This is a genomic window from Bacillus cereus, from assembly GCF_025917685.1.
GTDB lineage: Bacteria > Bacillota > Bacilli > Bacillales > Bacillaceae_G > Bacillus_A > Bacillus_A cereus_AT.
In genome coordinates, this window is sequence record NZ_CP089518.1 from 1,731,942 (window position 1) to 1,752,079 (window position 20,138).

A 20,138-nucleotide genomic window follows, 5' to 3' on the forward strand; every position below is an offset into this window, starting at 1 on the left:
ACCTCCTAAAAATTATATAGTTACTTTATGTAAGTAACTATATAATTTTATTTTAAGTCCGTCAAGAGAATAGTTTGAAAGATAAACAATGAATGCATTTGTCATAATAGAAGCAATTGCATATAATACATAATAAGAATAATGAATGGATATTCATTTTTTGAGATACATAATAGATTTGGGGGCTGACGAAATGAACGTACAGAAAAGTTTCGTTACGGCATTGGATGGATCGGAAATTTATTTGCGTAAGTGGTTACCAGAAGGAGATCCGCGAGGGATTATTCAAATTGCACATGGTATGACAGAACATGCAGGTGTTTATACAGACTTTATTGATGCTTTATTAGAAGCAGGATATGGTGTTTATGCTCATGATCATAAAGGGCATGGAAAAACAGTGAAAAGAGAAGAAGACTATGGTCATTTCGAACCAAATGTAGGTTGGAGTGAGGCTGTGTCTGATGTGATTTTTGTTTCGGAAATGATAAAAGAAGAGCAGACAGGTCCATTGTTTTTACTTGGACATAGTATGGGTTCTTTTTTATCAAGACGTGCTGTACAACTTAAAGGTGAACTATATGATGGATTTCTTATTTCAGGAACTGGTGGAAATCCAGGGCTTTTAGGAAGTATCGGTCATAAAGTAGCGACAATTGAGATGAAATTACGCGGGCCCAAAACGAAAAGCCCGATGCTAAACTTTTTATCTTTCGGAAACTTTAACTCGCACTTTAAGCCAAATCGTACAAAATTTGATTGGTTATCTTCAGATAATAGCCAGGTAGATAGATATATAAAAGATCCTTTATGTGGCTTTATTTGCACAACAAGTTTTTATCGAGAATTATTTCATGGTGTACTAGAAGTAAATAAAATAGAAGAATTCAAGAAAACACCAAAAAATCTTCCGATACATATATTCTCTGGAGATCGTGATCCTGTTGGAGATATGGGAAAAGGTGTAACAGAAGTTTATGAAAACTATAAAAAATGTGGTGTGAAAGACCTGACACTACGTTTATATGAAAATGGAAGACATGAAATGTTCCATGAAGTGAATAGAGATGAAGTGTTTAAAGATTTGATTTCTTGGTTAGATAGACATATTGTATGAGAAGAAACCTCACTTTTTTGAAGTGAGGTTTCTTTGAGGAAATGGAGGAAAGATTATGAGCGGATTTGTAAATAAAGAATATATAGAAATAGATTTTCAATATGAATTGATTAAAGAAGAGGAATTAAAAAATTGTACCTTCATAAAATGCCGTTTTAGAGGGGTAGATGCATCAGAAGTTTTTACTAAAAATTGTAATTTCATAGAATGTGATTTTACTGGTTCTCTTTTTAATGCTTCTATCCACCAAGGAACTACATTCGCAAATTGTAAGTTTGTTGGTGCGAATTTATTCGTATCTAAGTTTGAAGAATGTAAAATGACTGGATCCGATTTTGAAGAAGCGAATTTAGATGGAATAACAATAATATCCGGTGATTGGTCATATACAAATTTAAGGTTCGCGAACTTAAGTAAACAAATGCTAAAAGGTATACGTTTAATTGAAGCTGACTTATATGAATGTAATTTAGAAAAAGCAGATTTACGTGAAGCAGATTTAACAGGTGCACAATTAGGTAAGGCAAAACTTAGCGGTGCAGATTTAAAAGGAGCGATAGTTGATAGAGTTGATTTTAAAAGTTTTGATTTGAAAAATGTGAAATTAGACATAGCGCAGGCAGTTGCAGTAGCAAGATGTTATGGAGCTAAGGTGAACTGAATTGTTTGTAAAACCGTTCAAATTGCTGAACGGTTTTACAAATTATAATAGTAGTATAATAGTGAATGAGGTGTTTATAGTATGGAAGATAAAACATTAGGTTTACTACTAGATGTTGTTGGGGAATTATTTTCAGATGAAATTTCCATTGCAGTTTCGAATACGAAAGAATATATTTACTATCGGCCAAGTAAACGAATTGATTTAAAGATTAGCGTCGGGGATCCTATAAAGGAAGGGACGATTGCTCATAAAGCAATGATAACGAAGCAAAAAGCCTCTGAGTTTATTAACCGGGATGTTTTTGGTATTCCTTATCATGGAATGGCCGTACCATTTTCAAATAATAGCAAGATTGAAGGGTGCGTGACGGCAATTTATCCAGCTTTAACGGATGGCAAGTCAGTCGTTACTTTAAAAACAACAGACGGCTGGGTTCCGGTTCCTTTTTCAAAGGTCATGTATTTAGAGGCTAAAGATAAAAAGACGTATGTGAATTCAGAAGAGTTATCAGGAACACATAAATACTCGCTACAAGAATTCGAATACTTGCTTCCGAAAGATTCATTTATTAGATGTCACCGTTCATTTATTGTAAATGTTAATCATATTAAAGCGATTTATCCTGATACTCATTCTACTTTTTTACTTTCGATGGATAATGGGGAGAGAGTACCAGTTAGTCAATCATACGCCAGTTATTTCCGTAAGCTTCTAGGATTCTAGATTTTTCTGCTTTAGAGCCTAGATTTGCTGTTTTGTCTGAATTTTCGGCATTGTATACTAAAATTCCTATTTTGATGGTGTTAATGTGTAAAATAATTATGAATATTCATTGAGAGAGGGATTACATATGGAGAATAATTTGGATAGAATCAGGGATCAACGTTTAAAAGATCGGGTAGTTACACCTGAAGAAGCAGCTTCATGGATTGAAAGCGGAATGACTTTAGGCCTAAGTGGATTTACACGTGCTGGGGATGTAAAAGCAGTCCCATTTGCGCTAGTGAACCAAGTTAAGAATGATAAATCTTTTAAAGTAAATGTTTATACTGGAGCTTCCTTAGGTTCGGATGTAGATAAATTATTTGCTGAGGCAGGAATTTTAGGGAAGAGATTGCCATTCCAAGCCGATGCAACTATGCGAAAAGGAATTAATAACGGAGACTTTTTATTTGTGGATCAGCACTTATCTCATACAGCAGAGTTACTCCGTGCTGACGTTATGGATATAGATTTCGCTATTTTGGAAGCGGTTGCGATTACCGAGGACGGAATGATTATTCCAACCACTTCAATTGGAAATTCCTTAGCATTTTCCTTAAATGCTAAGTCTATTATTATTGAAATGAATATGGCCCAATCCGCGCAACTAGAGGGGCTGCATGATTTATATGAACCAGGAAAACAAGGGGAAAGGCTTCCAATTCCGCTAGTGAAAACGGATGATCGAATTGGAACGATCGGTATTCCGATTGATGTTGAAAAAGTGAAGGGGATTGTGTTTACGAATCAACTAGATTCGCCATCGACAATTGTTCCTCCGGATGAAGAAACTGTTATTATGGCACAGCATTTAATAGAGTTCCTTCGAAAAGAAGTAAAAGTAGGCCGATTAACAAATCATTTAGCGCCGTTACAATCAGGAATTGGTTCAGTTGCTAACGCAGTATTGCACGGAATGTTAGATTCAGAGTTTGAAGATTTAGAAGTATATTCCGAGGTTTTACAAGATGCGGTTTTTGATCTTATGGATGCTGGAAAAGTCAATTTTGCTTCTTGTTGTTCTATCACGCTTTCTGAAGAGAAAATGCAACAAGTATTTTCCAACTTTGAAAAATATCGTGACAAATTAATGATGCGCCCGCAAGAGATTTCTAATCATCCTGAAATCATTCGCCGCCTTGGATTAATCTCGATTAATACTGCTTTAGAATTAGATATGTACGGAAATGTCAACTCTACTCACGTTTTAGGTACAAAAATGATGAATGGTATTGGTGGTTCTGGTGATTTTGCAAGAAATGCACGCCTAGCTATCTTTGTTACGAAATCGATTGCAAAAGGTGGTAACATTTCAAGTATCGTTCCTTTCGTCTCTCATGTGGACCATACTGAACACGATGTAGATGTTATCGTTACTGAACAGGGGTATGCTGACTTAAGAGGGTTGGCGCCAAGAGAAAGAGTGGAACTGATTATTGAGAATTGCGCACATCCAATGTATCGTGATCAGCTAAGAGCTTATTACGAAGAAGCACAAGCAAGAGGTGGACAAACCCCTCATGTTTTAGAAAAAGCTTTTTCTTGGCATACGAATTATGCTGAAAATGGAACAATGCTTGAAGCAGTAGTAGAAACTATATAAATGAGTATCGTAAGAAATAGTAAAATGAATGGTTGAGTTTGAAGGTTAAAAGAAAAAGAGAACGCCAATTTTTGGAAATGGCGTTCTCTTTTTCTTTTGAAAAATTGTTATCCATAATACGGTGAAACTTTTTAGTTTTATGATAAGGATTTATAAAAGTAATCTCTTATCTACGGAAATAAGAGGTTTTTTTAATTACTTTTCGAATCATATTAATAGCTTACATATTGAAGATGGGGAGAAAGAATCATGAAGATAAGAAAAGCGGAATTAAGAGAAGCAAATGAATTAAGTGAACTCGCACTACATTCAAAAGCAATGTGGAACTATAGTGAAGAATTCATACTTGCTTGTAAGGAAGATTTAACAATTACAGAAGAGTACATAAAAAATAATTTTGTATATGTTTTAGAAAACGATAATACGAAGATTGGATTTTTCTCATTTTTACGTAATGATAAAGCTCTCGATTTTTTATACATTCATCCTCGTTGCAAAGGGAAAGGGTACGGGAAAATACTTTGGGAGTATGTAATAGAAAAAGCAAATGAACTAGGAATAAAAAGTTTTACAATTGATAGTGATCCGAATGCGAAAGGATATTACTTGAAGATGGGAGCAAAGTTAATCGGAGAGACGCCGTCAACGGTTTTTAAGGATCGACTATTACCGCTTTTGCAATATGATGTGTAAAACTATTAATGTCGGGGGAAGATGAGAGTGGATAATGTGAAGAAAAAACAAATATATGACATGTTAACAAAATCGTGGTCGATTGAAACAAGTTCAAAATGGACGAGCGAAAATCCGGCAAAGGGACAATGTGGTGTAACGGCTCTAGTTGTTCAAGACTTATACGAGGGAGAGATTAAAAAAACGAAAGTAGGAGAAGTATGGCACTTTTATAACCTTATAGATGGAAAGATGTTTGATTTTACAGAGACTCAATTCAATGGAAAATTGAATTATATGGATGAGAAATCAAATCGGGAAGAAGCATTTACGGATACAAATGAAAAACAATATAGCATTTTGAAGGAAAAGATAACGAAAGAATTAAAATTATCTTTTGACTCTTAATCTTTAATAAGTTACTATAATGGTGGTAACTTATTAAAGGGAACTTCATAGAGTTGAAAGGGGAAATACTTTTGAAAACAACTTATGTAAACGCTACAATCGTAACGATGAATGAACAAAACGAAGTGATAGAAAATGGATATATCATTGTAGAAAATGATCAAATTATAGATGTAAAGAGCGGAGAATTCGCTAATGATTTTGAAGTAGATGAAGTAATTGATATGAAAGGAAAGTGGGTTTTACCAGGGCTTGTAAATACACATACACACGTTGTAATGAGTCTCTTAAGAGGTATTGGCGATGATATGTTATTACAACCATGGCTTGAGACGAGAATTTGGCCACTTGAAAGTCAGTTTACTCCAGAGCTTGCGGTCGCTAGCACGGAATTAGGATTACTTGAAATGGTGAAAAGTGGTACAACATCATTCTCTGACATGTTCAATCCAATTGGAGTAGATCAAGATGCAATTATGGAAACGGTATCAAGGAGTGGAATGCGAGCTGCTGTTTCAAGAACTTTATTTAGCTTCGGAACGAAAGACGATGAAAAGAAAGCAATTGAAGAAGCTGAGAAATATGTGAAGCGTTATTATAACGAAAGTGGTATGTTAACTACGATGGTTGCACCACATAGTCCATATACATGTTCTACAGAACTGTTAGAAGAATGCGCACGTATTGCAGTAGAAAATCAAACGATGGTTCATATTCATCTTTCGGAAACAGAGCGTGAAGTACGTGATATTGAAGCACAGTACGGAAAACGTCCAGTAGAATATGCAGCAAGTTGTGGGTTGTTTAAACGCCCAACAGTTATTGCACACGGTGTAGTATTAAATGAAAATGAGCGTGCATTTTTAGCAGAACATGACGTTCGAGTAGCTCATAATCCGAATAGTAATTTAAAACTAGGATCGGGTATAGCGAATGTAAAAGCGATGCTAGAAGCAGGAATGAAAGTTGGAATTGCAACAGATAGTGTTGCATCTAACAACAATTTAGATATGTTTGAAGAAATGCGCATAGCAACTTTATTACAAAAAGGTATTCATCAAGACGCAACAGCATTACCAGTTGAAACAGCTCTTTCTCTTGCGACAAAAGGAGCTGCGGAAGTAATTGGCATGAAACAAACGGGATCACTTGAGGTTGGAAAGTGTGCTGATTTTATTACGATTGATCCGTCTAATAAACCGCATTTACAACCAGCAGATGAAGTGTCATCGCACCTTGTATATGCTGCTAGTGGAAAAGATATAAGTGATGTAATTATTAACGGTAAACGTGTTGTTTGGAATGGTGAATGTAAAACATTAGATGAAGAGCGTATTATATTTGAAGCGAGTCGTTATAAACGTGGTTTACAAAGATAAGTATTTACATGTCAGTTGAAAAAGCTATCCTTTTTAAAAAAAGGATAGCTTTTTTTGAACGAATAAATATTCAAAAGAATGTCGCATCTTTCTATTAGTATTTCTGCTATAATATATTACGCTTTATAATATTTTATATTTAAGGAGAACAATTCATGAAGCTAAAAAAGAGCCATTTAATGGTAATGGCACTTGTTACATCTTTATTATTAACAGCTTGTAATAATAAAGCGAATAAAAGTGATACAGAGGCTAAAAAACAAGTGCTAAATGTAACGGTATCAGAAGAAATTCCTTCTCTTGATACTGCGAAAACAATGGATGGTACGTCAGCACACGTTATGCAAAACATATTTGAAGGATTGTATGTGCTAGATGATCAAGATCAGCCTATTCCAGCAGTAGCAAAATCATTTGAAAGAAGTGAAGATGGTAAAAAATATACATTTGAATTGCGTAAAGATGCAAAATGGTCAAATGGTGATAATGTAACAGCAAATGATTTTATGTTTGCGTGGAAACGTGCGATTAATCCTGAAACAGCATCTCAATATGCATACATGCTCTTTCAGGTGAAAAATGCGAAAGAAATAAATAAGGGAACAATGCCACTTGATGAACTTGGGATTAAAGTCATAAATGATTATAAGTTAGAAGTTGAACTCGAACAGCCGATTCCATATTTCTTACAGTTATTAGCTTTACCTATATACTTACCACAGCATGAATCATTTTTGAAAGAACAAGGGGGCAATTACGGGCTTGAACCTAGTAATCTCATATATAATGGCCCATTCGTGTTAGAAACATGGAAGCATGAACAAGAATTTCAATTGAAGAAAAATGATACATATTGGGATCAAAAGAAAGTGAAGTTAGACGAAATAAACTTTCATATCGTAAAGGATACAATGACGGCTGTAAATTTATATGAAGCTGGTAATTTGGACCGGGTGCCTATTAATTCGCAAATTGTAGATAAGTATAAAGGGAATAAGGAATTACACATGTCGAGTGATCCTGGAATTGCTATGCTACGTTTTAATGAAAAAAATAAGGCGTTAGCAAATAAAAAAGTGCGTCAGTCTATCTCATTAGCGTTAAATAAAGAAGATTTTGTTACTCACTTTATTAATAACGGGGCAAAACCTGCAAGTGGACTTGTACCAGTTGGTCACGTGAATGAAGAGATTGGAAAAGATTTTAGAAAAGAGAACGGAGATATTTCTTCATATGATTTACAAAATGCGAAAAAGGTTTGGGAAGAAGCGAAAAAAGAACTTGGAGTAGAGCAAGTAAACCTCGAGTTTTTAACGTTTGAACAAGATAACGCAAAACGTATGACGGAATATATAAAAGGTGACTTAGAAAAGAATTTGCAAGGATTAACGATACAAATTAAACAACAGCCGTTTAAACAAAAGTTACAACTAGAACAAACAGGCGATTACGATATATCTATGGTAAATTGGGGACCTGATTATAAAGATCCAATTAGTTATTTAGAGTTATTTACGACGAGTAATCCGAATAATAAAATGAGTTACTCTAATTCTCGTTACGATGAATTAATAAAGAAAGCGAAAAATGAGCTAGTACTAGATCAAGAGAAACGCTGGGAAGCTCTGCAAGAGGCTGAACGTATTCTATTAGAGGACGCTGCGATAGCACCGCTTTATCACATTGGCTCAGCTTATGTACAAAAGGACTATGTAAAAGGAATTGAGAAGCATCAATTTGGTGGCGTGTATACGTATAAAAATGCTTATATTGATAAGAAGTAAATAAAAAAACCTTATTTTTAAAAGAATAGTCAATGACTATTCTTTTATTTATTACCTCGGTATTTTACATGAAACTCGTTAAAGAAGAGGATTTTCAAAACAAAAGTAAACATATTCTTTATATTCAGCAACTGTCATTTTATTTAATTCAGCTAAGTGGCGAACAACAACGAGTAGCAATTGCTAGGGCACTATCTTACAATGTTGATTTACTTATTGCTGATGAACCAACAGCACATACCCTTTACTATTTCTATAGTCGTACTTAAATAAACGATATTCCGTAAAGTCTTGATAGTGATGGACGGGACCCCAATTAAAATTTCTTAAACTTAATTGGACTTACCATTAAGAGAGCGAGGATTAATGTAATCCATGCATTGCTATATGAAAACAATGCCATGCCAGCCAATGGTAATCCAGCAGCTGGAATCGGTAATCCCTTAAAATATCCAATGGTTGGTTTAACACTAAATTTAGCTAATCTTAAAGCACCCATCGTTGGGAAAAGGATAAATGCCAAAGAAGTTAAAACAGAGGGTGTTGCTATCGAATGAAATAAAAGTGCAGGAGCAACCCCGAAACTAACAATATCAGCTAAGGAATCTAATTCTACACCAAACTCACTGTTCACTTTTAATTTTCTCGCAATCCTTCCATCAAGAAAATCAAAAACAGCTGAAAAGAAAATGAAAATGGAGGCTACTTCCAAATAGTCATTCATATTCATAGTAATTGAAAAAACACCGCACAATAAATTTCCAATCGTAAATAAATTCGGTATAGCTTTTACAGTCTGATTGAACAAGGTTGTCCCCCCTAAGTTGATTAAATTTCACATTTATGTAGCATTTTCTATATATTCTTCCGTTATTCTTAAAAATATATGACCACTGTATGCTAAGTAAATTTCGACAAGAGAAAAGCTGATTTCCTGTCCGTTAATAAGGGTTCTACCAGCGCTATTTTTGCGGCTCATATGTATAAACTTGTTAAAAAAGAATTTGTAAATGGTGTTATTATTACAGAACCATATAAATATGGAACGCATATCTCACGTATTGACCTTACTTTTACAAAGCAAGAGGGAAAGCTGGTTTTAAAAGATAAAACCGCTACGGCTATACCTGAAAAAACCTTACTTTTAAAAGTAAGGTTTTTTTACACATAAATTCTATTAAACAGATTTTAATAAAGAATAAAAATTCGTATCATAGGGGATATCATCTTGATACATATAGTTTTTTAGAACACCTTCTTTTTCAAAACCTAATTTTAATAGCACTTTATTTGAAGCCTCGTTTTCAAGAAAGACAATTGCACCGATCCGTTTTAAATGTAGCGTGTGGAAACCATATGATAAAACGTCAGAAACCGCTTCAGTGGCATACCCATTTCCCCAGTGTTCAGGGAGAAAGGCATAACTTATATTTGCTCGTTTGTGCTCAGAAGACCAATCGTGAAAACCAATTGTCCCAATGAGTTCTTTCTTATCTTTTAATTCGATTCCCCATTTTATACCGTTTCTTGCATTGTAACTCAGTTTAAAATTATTAATGATTTGTTTTACTTGATCAACATCCTGTAATGGTTTTTGACCATAATAGCGCAGTACATCAGTATTAGAAAAACATTGTAGTATACCTGGTGCATCTTCTTCAGTAAGTTCTCGCAAAATGAGTCGATCGGTTTTTAATATAGGAAACATGCCTTCACTCCATTTCTTTTGAAACTCGAATGTGTTGTTATTATATAATTTAATCTGAAAATAAAGATTATTCAAGAGGGAAGTAAGGTTTGGATTTGTGATAAAATTGATTGTGGAATATATTTCAAAAAGAGGTACATACATAAGTGATAAGTAAAAGAGAATTACTTCACTAAAAAAGGTATTCCAGTTTTATTGGAATACCTTTTTTCATTACCCTATAAATGTTTGATACAGTAAGAAAATATTTAAAATGATAACAAGTGCAGCAATGATCCAAGCGATAAAGGTTGTTATGCGGTGATTAACGAGTGCACCCATAATTTTTTTACTGCTTGTAAACATGATAAGTGGTACTAATGCAAAAGCAATACCGAATGATAAGACGACTTGGCTCATGACTAAAGCGTAAGTTGGATTTACACCTAAAGCGATAATAACTAATGGTGGAATCATTGTAATAAAGCGGCGTAAATATAACGGAATATGCATTCGAATGAATCCTTGCATAATAATGTCACCTGACATTGTACCGACAGAAGAGCTAGATAGTCCTGCTGATAAGAGCCCAATCCCAAATAACGCAGCTGATACAGGACCGACTAAGTTGCTAAACTGAGTGTATGCCACATCTAAATCTTCAACGTGCATACCGTTTTTAAAGAATAGTGCAGCTGCTACAATTAACATACTCGCATTAATTGCTCCAGCGATAACCATTGCAATAATAATATCGATAAATTCGAAACGGAAAATCTTTTTCTTTTGTTCGTCAGTTGTTCCGACCACACGGCGTTGTGTCAATGCAGAATGTAAATAGATTGCATGTGGCATAACTGTTGCGCCTAATATCCCTGCTGCAAGTAATATACTGTCTACACCTTGGAATTTTGGAATGAAAAGTCCTGAAAGTAGAGGGCTTAATTCTGGCTTTGCATAAAAAACTTGAATCCCAAATGCTATTACTACAATAAAAATCATCCCTGTAATAATAGCTTCTAGTGGACGAAATCCTCTGCGTTGAAACTCAAGAATAATAAATGATCCGACTGCTGTAATTAAAGCAGCTGGTAACATCGGAATTCCAAATAATAAATACAATCCGAGTGCTGCCCCGATAAATTCAGCTAAATCTGTAGCCATAATAACGAGTTCACCTTGAATCCATAAGCCAATAGACACAGGTTTTGGAAAGTGTTCGCGAGCGATTTCAGGTAAATTATTTCCCGTAGCAATTCCTAATTTAGCGGATAAAGTTTGGATTAATACTGCCATTAAGTTAGAAGCGAATATAACCCATAATAGTAAATATCCATATTGTGAACCAGCTGCGATATTTGTAGCAAAGTTACCAGGGTCAATATAAGCAACTGACGCGATAAAAGCGGGTCCTAAAAACGGTAACAGTCTTTTCCAACCTTTCGTTTCGCCACTTAAAGCTAAGTGTGCTGATTGAACAGTTGTACTTTGAGAAGGGACTTGTTCATCTTTTGTTATATCTTTATTCATAGTAGTTTTCCCCTTTGAAATGTTAACTTGATGAAATTATTGTATTTATTTTTACCCATTATTTCAATACATTTAAATGTATGAGATGATATTTTTATTTGAACATAAATGTTTCCTTAGTGCAAATTATATGCCTTTATGCAATGGATGGTGTGGTGTTATAAAAAATTGGGAGTTTATGGTGTGGTGACGTGGGGAAACATAATAAATTAAAGGGCTATTTTTGAAATTTATGTGAACATAAAGCCTATAATACAGCATATTAATTGATGGAAATGGATTTGTATGATATATAATATATTGGGATTACAACATAACCATAGTGTTTTGGTGTGTAATCTTGTTTTTTATTTTTGTTAACTTATAGAAAAAATTGTAAATAGAAGAAAATAGGCTAAGTACAATTTAGTGTGTATTTTCTTATTATATATGTTTTGATATGAACGTTAACTTATACATGATTTTAAAAATTAGATAGGTGGTAGAAATACATTGGCAACTACAAAACCATATAGAGTATTACTATATTACATGTACACAACAATTGAAAACCCAGAAGAATTTGCTGAACAGCATTTAGTATTTTGTAATTCACTTGAATTAAAAGGAAGAATTCTTGTAGCTAAAGAAGGAATTAATGGAACTTGTTCTGGAACTGTAGAACAAACAGAGAAATACATGGAAGCAATGAACAACGATCCACGCTTTGACGGTATCGTATTTAAAATAGATGAAGAAGAAGGGCACGCATTCAAGAAAATGCACGTACGTCCTCGTCCAGAGTTAGTTACACTTCGTCTAGAAGATGACATTAACCCACACGAAATAACTGGTAAGTATTTAGAGCCAAAAGATTTTTATGAAGCAATGAAACAAGAAGATACAGTTATCATTGATGCACGAAATGATTATGAGTTTGATTTAGGACACTTTAAAGGTGCGATTAAACCGGATATTGAATCATTCCGTGAATTACCAGACTGGATTAGAGAAAATAAAGAAACACTTGAAGGCAAAAAGATTTTAACGTACTGTACAGGCGGAATTCGCTGTGAGAAATTCTCTGGTTGGTTAGTTCGTGAAGGCTATGAAGATGTAAGTCAGCTTCACGGCGGAATTGTAACGTACGGAAAAGATCCAGAAGTACAAGGTGAGCTATGGGATGGACAATGTTACGTGTTCGATGAGCGTATCGCTGTACCAGTAAACCAAAAAGAACATGTTATTGTTGGTAAAGACCACTTTACTGGTGAACCTTGTGAGCGCTATGTAAACTGTTCAAATCCAGAATGTAACAAGAAAATTTTATGTTCTGAAGAAAACGAAGCGAAACACTTACGCGCATGTTCTCATGAATGTCGTGTAAGCCCACGTAACCGCTACGTAATACAACATGAATTAACTGAAGAACAAGTAGCTGCTGCATTAGAGAAAATCGAAGCAGGGAAGTAAGTGAAATTCGTGTAATAAAAAAGGGTACTCCAAACTTTATGGTGGAGTACCTTTTTTATATTGTCCGGTTCTGTTTTTTTGTCGGTAAGTCGATATATCTGGAAAATCGCCGATATATTTTGAGTTGCGCTGATATATTTAAAAAATCGCTGATATATTTCGAGTTGCGCCGATATATTCGAAAAATCGCTGATGAAAATTTCATTTACTGAAGTGCGCCACATATGGAAAATTTGAAAATAAACTTCATTACTTCTTATCATCTTTCTCTTTCACAGCAGATAGTACAGTTTGTTTTACCCATGCTTGTCTTCTTCGATGCTGTATACCCCATTGGTATAAACTTTGTGCACCTAAAATAAAGGAAATGACTATACCGCTAATTGCTATTAACAGTGCGAAAAGTTCAAGAGGCGATGATATTTTGTTTGAATCTGTGTTTCTTAAAAGGTCAATCATAGTAAACCCTAACATTTGGCCCACCACAGAGTAGAGAGTTAAAATTAATAATAAAAGGCTATCTTTTTTAGCGGCGACATTTTCTTGATATTTAAACAAACCATCAAGATTTTGTTTCGCGTTCGAGTATAAAATTTCAATGTTAAAAAGTTTTCTTAAGCGGAAGAAAATATCTTCACTTTGTGATTGAGATACTAATTCTAAAGAAAAATAATTCGCTGTAAACGAATTGATAGAGTAAATTAATTTCTCTATTTCATTTGTATCTTGTTCAATATTTAGTTCAGCATAAGCGTTCGCCATCTTTAATAAAACAACTTTATGGAATAGGTTTAATAATAAAGCGTAATAAAATTCTCCGTACATTTGACTAGCAAGTTTAGTGACTTCTCGTTCACCTTCATTTGTTATACATGTGAAAATATGTTCTTCCATAATAAAATAACGGTTAGGAGCCCATCTTTGATAAGAATGCTTTGTTAAATAATCGTGAATATAAGGAACATTATTTGCGCTAATATACGGCTTACCATCGTCTGTTAATCCGGAAAGACTGGAAGCTCGATATACATCAACTACATGAAGGTCTGACTTTTTGTTAATAGATAATAAGGTTTGTACATACATTCGTTGGTCTTCAAAGAAGGGGAATGTTTGAAAGTATGAACTCCGCAACCTCTTATTCTCAAAGAAGTCTGTTAAGCCATGAAATAAATCGCCGAATATAAGTTTTTCTACTTGTGAATATTTTTTTCCATCACATTCAATACAAATGGTCTCAGTTGTATCATTTCTAGTTTCAAGCACACGGAAGCGAGAAGCGAATTCGATGGCTTCTGATAATGTCATGTTTGGAGCGGTTTTGACTTCTGTTCGAATTGTTAAGAAGCCAAGCTCATAAGGACAAAGTGTTACATCAATAGAATGTATCTTGAATGGAACGGAAATAAGATTTGTTGTTAAATGTCCATTTAAATTAAGATCTTTAGAAAAGCGCTGTAGTCCCTTTTGATGTTCTGAATGAGGAAAAAGAATTTTATTCGTAAATGAAAGATAGTATGCTTCCATCTTTTGATGTGAAACTTGAAACTGCCCGTAATATGTATTTTCATCTTCAAGATGATCAAGTCGAAAAGGACGGAAATTATTTTTTTGTAAGAAAGGGAACATATTTTGTTCATATCCAGTTTTAAACGAAAACGGGAATATAAATTGAAATATAGCTGTTGTTACATCTTTTTCTTCGATTGTTTGTATTGCCTCCATTTACATAGTTTCCTTTCAATATAGGCTATAGAAACAACATGCCCAAATCTTATTAAAAATAACCGCCGTTTTTTCATTCAATTAAGAATGAAAATTCAGCTGATTTATTAGGAGACATGTATAATATTATGTATACTAAAAGTAGTGAATTTGTCTTTTAAAGGGGGATGTAATATGCGTATTTTAGTGCTAGGAGCTGGAGGCGTTGGAGGTTTTTTTGGTGGACGACTAGTAGAAAAGGGAGAAGATGTAACTTTTCTCGTGCGTAATAAACGGAAACAACAATTAGAGGAAAAAGGTCTTGTTATCAGAAGTATTAACGGCGATTTTTCATTTCAACCGAAATTGATAACGAAAGAAGATAGAACGTCTCCATTTGATGTAATTGTATTCTCAACAAAAGCGTATCACCTAAATGAAGCGATAACAGATTTGAAACCATTTGTAGGAGAGGATACAGTAATAATCCCATTGTTAAATGGTATCGCTCATTTAGCACTATTACAAAAGGAATTCGGTGAAGAAAAGGTGATGGGTGGTTTATGCTTTATTGAAACGACATTAAATAACGAAGGGGATGTCGTGCAAACTAGTGCTGCCAACAGACTTGTATTTGGGGAAATTAAGCCTCAAGATGCAGAGAGGATGCAGCGTATTTCGGAAGTATTTGCGGGTACGAAAGCTAGTTTTGTATTAAGTGAAAATATTACACAAGATATGTGGCACAAATATTTATTTATTACTGTAATGTCAGGTGTGACAACATTAATGCGTGCACCAATAGGCCCGATTCGTGAAAGTGAAGGTGGACGTGATTTTATTCGAAACTTATTTGAAGAATCAGTGCAAATCATGAAATCCATAGAGGCTCCAGTTAAAGATAATATTGTTGAGGAACATATGAAAACGATTGATAAAATTTCTTATGATATGAAGTCATCTATGCAGCGCGATATGGAAAAAGGCTCGCTCATTGAAGGAGAACATTTACAAGGATATTTACTGGATTTAGCAGAGCAATTTTCTATAGAAGCACCTTTATTAGGCGCTGTATATCAAAATTTAAATGTATATGAAAAAGTGATTTTAACTAAAGAAATAGTATGAAAAAGAGCAAAGGATAGCAACATATAAATGTTGCTATCTTTTTTGTTTTTATTTTTGACAACTTATTCGTTTCTTTTCGTTCTTTCTGTCGTATTTCTTTCTTTTTCACGGTTACCATAAAACTGATTAATTTCATTTGCTAATGCATCTAAATATGAATCAGAAAAAATAGGCTTCTTTTCTTTAGACATATGGGTCTCCTTTATCAATTTTTTAGTATTCATTATGTATATTTACGGGCGGATTATGCGCAATCATTTTAAATTTTTATTTTTTAAAATTTTTGTTTACATTTTGAAAATAAAGGAGTATTATAATCCACAGTTTCAATTTTCTAAATCGCTGAAACCGCATGGTGCGGGGGACCCGTTCTTACGGATTAGTACATAATCCGATGGGGTGAATCCTTGAAAAAAGGTAGGGCTACTCATAGGCCCGAATCCGACAGCTAACCTCGTAAGCGTTATATTGAGAAGGAAGGTGGAGCTTGTGCGACAAAAAAAATAATGTCTACAAGTCTATTTCGCTATGGCTTGTAGACATTTTTTGTTTTCTGAAGAAATAGTTTGCTGGCTGTAACTAGCAGAAAAGTTCGTACAAAATTATTGGAGAGTGGACAGCAGTGGTTTCATCTATCAAAAGGTTTTTAATTGGAAGGCCGTTAAAATCAACTGAGTTAGGAGAGCAAAAGCTTAATAAAACAAAGGCGCTAGCCATTTTATCTTCTGACGCATTGTCATCGGTTGCATACGGGCCAGAGCAAATATTAATCGCATTAGCAGGTCTTGGAGCAATAGCTTATTGGTATTCCATTCCGATAGCTGTTGGGGTATTAGTGTTATTAACTGCTCTTATTTTATCTTATCGCCAAATTATTTTCGCTTACCCTCATGGCGGAGGCGCATACGTAGTATCAAAAGAAAATTTAGGTATGAATCCAGGATTAATAGCTGGAGGGTCTTTATTAGTCGATTATATTTTAACTGTTGCAGTAAGTGTATCTGCAGGTACCGATGCGCTCACGTCTGCTTTTCCTAGCTTACATGCACATAGTGTAATTATTGCAGTTGTATTTGTTATATTAATTACGATATTAAATTTAAGAGGGGTAACGGAATCAGCTTCCATTTTAGCATATCCAGTTTATTTATTCGTTTTAGCACTATTTATATTAATTGGTGTAGGGATATATAATATTTTAACTGGTCACGTGTCACCGACTTTACACACGCCGATTGGAACACCAGTTGCAGGAATTAGTTTGTTCTTACTGTTACGAGCATTTGCTTCAGGAAGCTCTGCTTTAACGGGTGTTGAGGCGATATCTAACGCAATTCCAAACTTTAAAGATCCTGCACCTAACAATGCAGCGAAAACATTGCTTGCAATGGGTGCATTACTTGCAGTTTTATTTTCAGGAATTGTCTTTTTAGCTTATTATTACGGAATTAATCCAAGTAAGGAAGTAACAGTCGTTTCACAAATTGCTGAACAAACTTTTGGACGTAATTTCATGTACTATTTCATACAAGGTACAACAGCTTTAATATTAATTCTTGCTGCTAATACAGGTTATTCTGCATTTCCGCTATTAGCAGTTAATCTTGCGAAAGATAAGTTTATACCGAGAATGTTTACGATTAGAGGAGACCGCCTAGGTTACTCAAACGGTATTATTATACTTGGAATCGCTTCAATTATTTTAATTGTAGCTTTCCAAGGGCAAACAGAACATTTAATCCCGTTATATGCAGTAGGTGTATTTATTCCATTTACACTTTCTCAAACTGGGATGGTATTAAAATGGCTTCGTGAAAAACCTGAAGGATGGGCTTTGAGATTAACGGTCAATTTAATTGGTGCAGTCATTAGTTTTATCGTAATGAGTATGTTCTTTTTAACTAAATTCGCACAAGTTTGGTCGATCCTTATTTTCTTACCTGCCATTATCTTCTTGTTCCATCGAATTAAGAAGCATTATGATGCAGTGGGGGATCAATTAAGTTTAAAAACTTGTGAACCACTTGTTCCGATTGAAGGGAATGTAATTGTCGTTCCTGTAGCAGGTATGACTCATGTAGTAGAAAATTCACTGAACTATGCGAAGGCACTTTCCGCGGATCAAGTTATCGCTGTATATGTTGCCTTTGACAGAGAAGAGGAAAAGAAATTTGAAGAGAAATGGCAGAAGTGGCAGCCAGAAGTAAGACTTGTTACATTACATTCTCATTATAGAAGTATCATTCAGCCGTTAACAAAGTTCATTGATACAGTGCAATATAAAGCGAGTGAATCAAATTATCGGGTTACAGTCGTTATACCACAGTTTATTCCGAAAAAAGGCTGGCATAACATTCTTCATAATCAATCTAGTTTACTCATTCGTGCGTATTTACTCTATAAAAGAAATGTTGTTATTACGACAGTTCCATATCATTTGAAAAAGTAATAAGATTTTTTAAGGATAGCTTCACGAAACTGAAGCTATCCTTTTTGTGTATATGCTATGCATAATTGCATATAGGTCTTAAAATTATATTACAATAATATTATCACTTATGAGTAAACAGTGTTTTTTGTTGTGATATATGGATATTTTAATTGAGAAAGTTAATCGGATTTTATTTTGGAATAAAGACATGAGGGCTTGAAAATAAAGGGAATTAAAATACTTCTTTACGGTAGATAAATAGCTGTGTTTAAATGACCTTACAGTACAAAACTTAAATAAAAACAAAACGGAATTTCATATTTACGTGCGTTATTTAGCTTAAAATGAATAATATTTTCATGTAATATATTCACTGTGTGAATGTAGAAATTGCGATGAAACAGAAATTTTATACAATATTATTCATACTAAGCACATATGAAAAGTTATGAAGTGTTTTATAACAATAAGTAAGTACTGTGGAAATAAAGTTTGAGAGAGGTGGTTCGTACATGACTCACGGTGAGAACGTTCTCTATTTTTAACCATCTCAAATCATTTGCAAGAAAATAGAATAATAAAATGGGATAGTAATAGTTACTAATACATAGGAGGAGTTAAAGTGAAAAAAACTTTAATTACAGGGTTATTGGTTACAGCAGTATCTACGAGTTGCTTCATTCCTGTAAGCGCTTACGCTAAGGAGGCGCAACCAGAAGTGAAAACAGTATATGCACAAAATGTAATTGCTCCAAATACATTATCCAATTCAATTAGAATGTTAGGATCACAGTCACCGCTTATACAAGCATACGGATTGGTTATTTTACAACAGCCAGACATTAAGGTGAATGCGATGAGCAGCTTAACGAATCATCAAAAGTTTGCAAAGGCAAATGTACGAGAGTGGATTGATGAATATAATCCGAAGCTAATCGATTTAAATCAAGAGATGATGAGATATAGCACTCGATTTAATAGCTATTATAGTAAGCTCTATGAACTAGCAGGAAACATAAATGAAGATGAACAAGCAAAAGCAGATTTTACAGGCGCATATGGAAAATTACAATTACAAGTACAAAGCATTCAAGAGAGTATGGAGCAAGATTTATTAGAGTTAAATCGATTTAAAACGGTATTAGACAAAGATAGTAGCAACTTATCAATTAAAGCTGATGAAGCAATAAAAACACTACAAGGATCAAGTGGAGATATTGTGAAATTAAGAGAAGATATTAAAAGAATTCAAGGGGAAATTCAAGCTGAATTAACGACTATTTTGAACAGGCCTCAAGAAATTATTAAAGGTTCTATTAATATCGGTAAACAAGTATTTACAATTACAAATCAAACTGCGCAGACGAAAACAATTGATTTCGTTTCTATCGGTACTTTAAGTAATGAAATTGTAAATGCTGCCGATAGTCAAACGAGAGAAGCAGCTCTTCGCATTCAGCAAAAGCAAAAAGAGCTACTACCACTTATTCAAAAGTTATCACAAACTGAAGCAGAGGCGACACAAATTACATTTGTTGAAGATCAAGTAAGTAGCTTTACAGAACTAATCAATCGTCAAATTACAACTTTAGAAACGTTATTAACGGATTGGAAAGTTTTAAACAATAATATGATCCAAATTCAAAAGAATGTTGAAGAAGGCACATATACAGACAGTAGTTTACTTCAAAAACATTTCAATCAAATTAAAAAAGTAAGTGATGAAATGAATAAACAAACAAATCAATTTGAAGATTACATTACAAACGTTGAAGTACATTAAGCAAAAAAATAATTAGCGATATAGGGAGAGAAGA

17 protein-coding genes, 2 pseudogenes and 1 riboswitch are annotated in these 20,138 nt (G+C 34.1%); of the genes and pseudogenes, 14 read left to right on the forward strand and 5 right to left on the reverse strand.

Annotated elements, in window-relative coordinates; translation table 11 throughout:
• The first annotated feature begins 193 nt into the window (after positions 1–193).
• The 9 genes and pseudogenes from LUS72_RS09035 to LUS72_RS09075 form a co-directional block, all read left to right on the forward strand.
• Entirely contained in the window at positions 194–1,117 is a 924-nt protein-coding gene (locus LUS72_RS09035) for an alpha/beta hydrolase (protein WP_097831514.1), read from the forward strand.
• Positions 1,118–1,172: 55 nt separating this feature from the next.
• The gene (locus LUS72_RS09040; protein WP_097831513.1) at positions 1,173–1,778 is read left to right on the forward strand and encodes a pentapeptide repeat-containing protein; all 606 of its coding nucleotides are present in this window, start codon (positions 1,173–1,175) and stop codon (positions 1,776–1,778) included.
• An 81-nt stretch (positions 1,779–1,859) separates the two neighbouring features.
• Positions 1,860–2,504 carry a LytTR family DNA-binding domain-containing protein gene (locus LUS72_RS09045; RefSeq protein WP_097831512.1) on the forward strand — a complete coding sequence of 215 codons (645 nt, stop codon included), beginning with the start codon at positions 1,860–1,862 and terminating at the stop codon, positions 2,502–2,504.
• 127 nt (positions 2,505–2,631) lie between these two features.
• Positions 2,632–4,146: a succinyl-CoA:acetate CoA-transferase ScpC gene (locus LUS72_RS09050; RefSeq protein WP_097831511.1), complete on the forward strand. Its 1,515-nt coding sequence runs from the start codon at positions 2,632–2,634 to the stop codon at positions 4,144–4,146.
• Between the two features lie 249 nt (positions 4,147–4,395).
• Positions 4,396–4,839, forward strand: a complete 444-nt coding sequence (locus LUS72_RS09055; protein ID WP_097831510.1) for a GNAT family N-acetyltransferase — start codon at positions 4,396–4,398, stop codon at positions 4,837–4,839.
• Positions 4,840–4,866: 27 nt separating this feature from the next.
• Positions 4,867–5,226 (forward strand): YunG family protein, encoded by a 360-nt coding sequence (locus tag LUS72_RS09060; RefSeq protein WP_098361794.1) that lies wholly within the window; start codon positions 4,867–4,869, stop codon positions 5,224–5,226.
• 53 nt (positions 5,227–5,279) lie between these two features.
• Entirely contained in the window at positions 5,280–6,605 is a 1,326-nt protein-coding gene (locus tag LUS72_RS09065; protein WP_141533451.1) for a bifunctional S-methyl-5'-thioadenosine deaminase/S-adenosylhomocysteine deaminase, read from the forward strand.
• A 155-nt stretch (positions 6,606–6,760) separates the two neighbouring features.
• Positions 6,761–8,389, forward strand: a complete 1,629-nt coding sequence (locus tag LUS72_RS09070) for a peptide ABC transporter substrate-binding protein (RefSeq protein WP_097831507.1) — start codon at positions 6,761–6,763, stop codon at positions 8,387–8,389.
• A 143-nt stretch (positions 8,390–8,532) separates the two neighbouring features.
• A pseudogene (locus LUS72_RS09075) lies at positions 8,533–8,628 on the forward strand (ATP-binding cassette domain-containing protein); the annotation flags it as partial.
• A 77-nt stretch (positions 8,629–8,705) separates the two neighbouring features.
• Here LUS72_RS09075 and pssA read toward each other — a convergent pair.
• Positions 8,706–9,197 carry a CDP-diacylglycerol--serine O-phosphatidyltransferase gene (gene pssA, locus LUS72_RS09080; RefSeq protein WP_097831505.1) on the reverse strand — a complete coding sequence of 164 codons (492 nt, stop codon included), beginning with the start codon at positions 9,195–9,197 and terminating at the stop codon, positions 8,706–8,708.
• A 150-nt stretch (positions 9,198–9,347) separates the two neighbouring features.
• Between pssA and LUS72_RS09085 the strand changes: the two are divergent.
• Positions 9,348–9,524, forward strand: a pseudogene (locus LUS72_RS09085) (5'-nucleotidase); the annotation flags it as partial.
• Positions 9,525–9,566: 42 nt separating this feature from the next.
• Here the strand turns inward: LUS72_RS09085 and LUS72_RS09090 are convergent.
• The gene (locus tag LUS72_RS09090; protein ID WP_097831504.1) at positions 9,567–10,097 is read right to left on the reverse strand and encodes a GNAT family N-acetyltransferase; all 531 of its coding nucleotides are present in this window, start codon (positions 10,095–10,097) and stop codon (positions 9,567–9,569) included.
• A 213-nt stretch (positions 10,098–10,310) separates the two neighbouring features.
• Entirely contained in the window at positions 10,311–11,606 is a 1,296-nt protein-coding gene (locus LUS72_RS09095) for an Nramp family divalent metal transporter (protein ID WP_097831503.1), read from the reverse strand.
• 492 nt (positions 11,607–12,098) lie between these two features.
• Between LUS72_RS09095 and LUS72_RS09100 the strand changes: the two genes are divergently transcribed.
• Positions 12,099–13,058: an oxygen-dependent tRNA uridine(34) hydroxylase TrhO gene (locus LUS72_RS09100; RefSeq protein WP_097831502.1), complete on the forward strand. Its 960-nt coding sequence runs from the start codon at positions 12,099–12,101 to the stop codon at positions 13,056–13,058.
• A gap of 249 nt (positions 13,059–13,307) precedes the next feature.
• On the opposite strand, the gene LUS72_RS09105 is transcribed toward LUS72_RS09100, so the two are convergent.
• A complete protein-coding gene (locus tag LUS72_RS09105) occupies positions 13,308–14,783 on the reverse strand; it encodes a hypothetical protein (RefSeq protein WP_097831501.1) in 1,476 nt (491 codons plus the stop codon).
• Positions 14,784–14,957: 174 nt separating this feature from the next.
• On the opposite strand from LUS72_RS09105, the gene panE reads away from it, so the two are divergent.
• The gene (gene panE / locus LUS72_RS09110; RefSeq protein WP_097831500.1) at positions 14,958–15,890 is read left to right on the forward strand and encodes a 2-dehydropantoate 2-reductase; all 933 of its coding nucleotides are present in this window, start codon (positions 14,958–14,960) and stop codon (positions 15,888–15,890) included.
• Positions 15,891–15,952: 62 nt separating this feature from the next.
• Here panE and LUS72_RS09115 read toward each other — a convergent pair whose 3' ends face one another.
• Entirely contained in the window at positions 15,953–16,081 is a 129-nt protein-coding gene (locus LUS72_RS09115) for a hypothetical protein (RefSeq protein ID WP_255290728.1), read from the reverse strand.
• Between the two features lie 139 nt (positions 16,082–16,220).
• A riboswitch (cyclic di-AMP (ydaO/yuaA leader) is annotated at positions 16,221–16,368 on the forward strand.
• A 144-nt stretch (positions 16,369–16,512) separates the two neighbouring features.
• Here LUS72_RS09115 and LUS72_RS09120 point away from each other — a divergent pair.
• Both LUS72_RS09120 and nheA read left to right on the forward strand, forming a co-directional pair.
• Positions 16,513–18,339 (forward strand): APC family permease, encoded by a 1,827-nt coding sequence (locus tag LUS72_RS09120; RefSeq protein ID WP_097831499.1) that lies wholly within the window; start codon positions 16,513–16,515, stop codon positions 18,337–18,339.
• Between the two features lie 604 nt (positions 18,340–18,943).
• Positions 18,944–20,104 carry a non-hemolytic enterotoxin NHE subunit A gene (nheA, locus tag LUS72_RS09125; protein ID WP_097831497.1) on the forward strand — a complete coding sequence of 387 codons (1,161 nt, stop codon included), beginning with the start codon at positions 18,944–18,946 and terminating at the stop codon, positions 20,102–20,104.
• Positions 20,105–20,138: the final 34 nt, after the last annotated feature.

What these genes read in the sequence shown, in the direction of transcription:
- LUS72_RS09090 (WP_097831504.1), bottom strand. Translation starts at nt 10,097, where the DNA reads ATGTTTCCTATATTAAAAACCGATCGACTCATTTTGCGAGAACTTACT.
- LUS72_RS09050 (WP_097831511.1), top strand. Translation starts at nt 2,632, where the DNA reads ATGGAGAATAATTTGGATAGAATCAGGGATCAACGTTTAAAAGATCGG.
- LUS72_RS09055 (WP_097831510.1), top strand. Translation starts at nt 4,396, where the DNA reads ATGAAGATAAGAAAAGCGGAATTAAGAGAAGCAAATGAATTAAGTGAA.
- LUS72_RS09045 (WP_097831512.1), top strand. Translation starts at nt 1,860, where the DNA reads ATGGAAGATAAAACATTAGGTTTACTACTAGATGTTGTTGGGGAATTA.
- LUS72_RS09095 (WP_097831503.1), bottom strand. Translation starts at nt 11,606, where the DNA reads ATGAATAAAGATATAACAAAAGATGAACAAGTCCCTTCTCAAAGTACA.
- LUS72_RS09070 (WP_097831507.1), top strand. Translation starts at nt 6,761, where the DNA reads ATGAAGCTAAAAAAGAGCCATTTAATGGTAATGGCACTTGTTACATCT.
- LUS72_RS09040 (WP_097831513.1), top strand. Translation starts at nt 1,173, where the DNA reads ATGAGCGGATTTGTAAATAAAGAATATATAGAAATAGATTTTCAATAT.
- LUS72_RS09035 (WP_097831514.1), top strand. Translation starts at nt 194, where the DNA reads ATGAACGTACAGAAAAGTTTCGTTACGGCATTGGATGGATCGGAAATT.
- LUS72_RS09105 (WP_097831501.1), bottom strand. Translation starts at nt 14,783, where the DNA reads ATGGAGGCAATACAAACAATCGAAGAAAAAGATGTAACAACAGCTATA.
- LUS72_RS09115 (WP_255290728.1), bottom strand. Translation starts at nt 16,081, where the DNA reads ATGTCTAAAGAAAAGAAGCCTATTTTTTCTGATTCATATTTAGATGCA.
- panE (WP_097831500.1), top strand. Translation starts at nt 14,958, where the DNA reads ATGCGTATTTTAGTGCTAGGAGCTGGAGGCGTTGGAGGTTTTTTTGGT.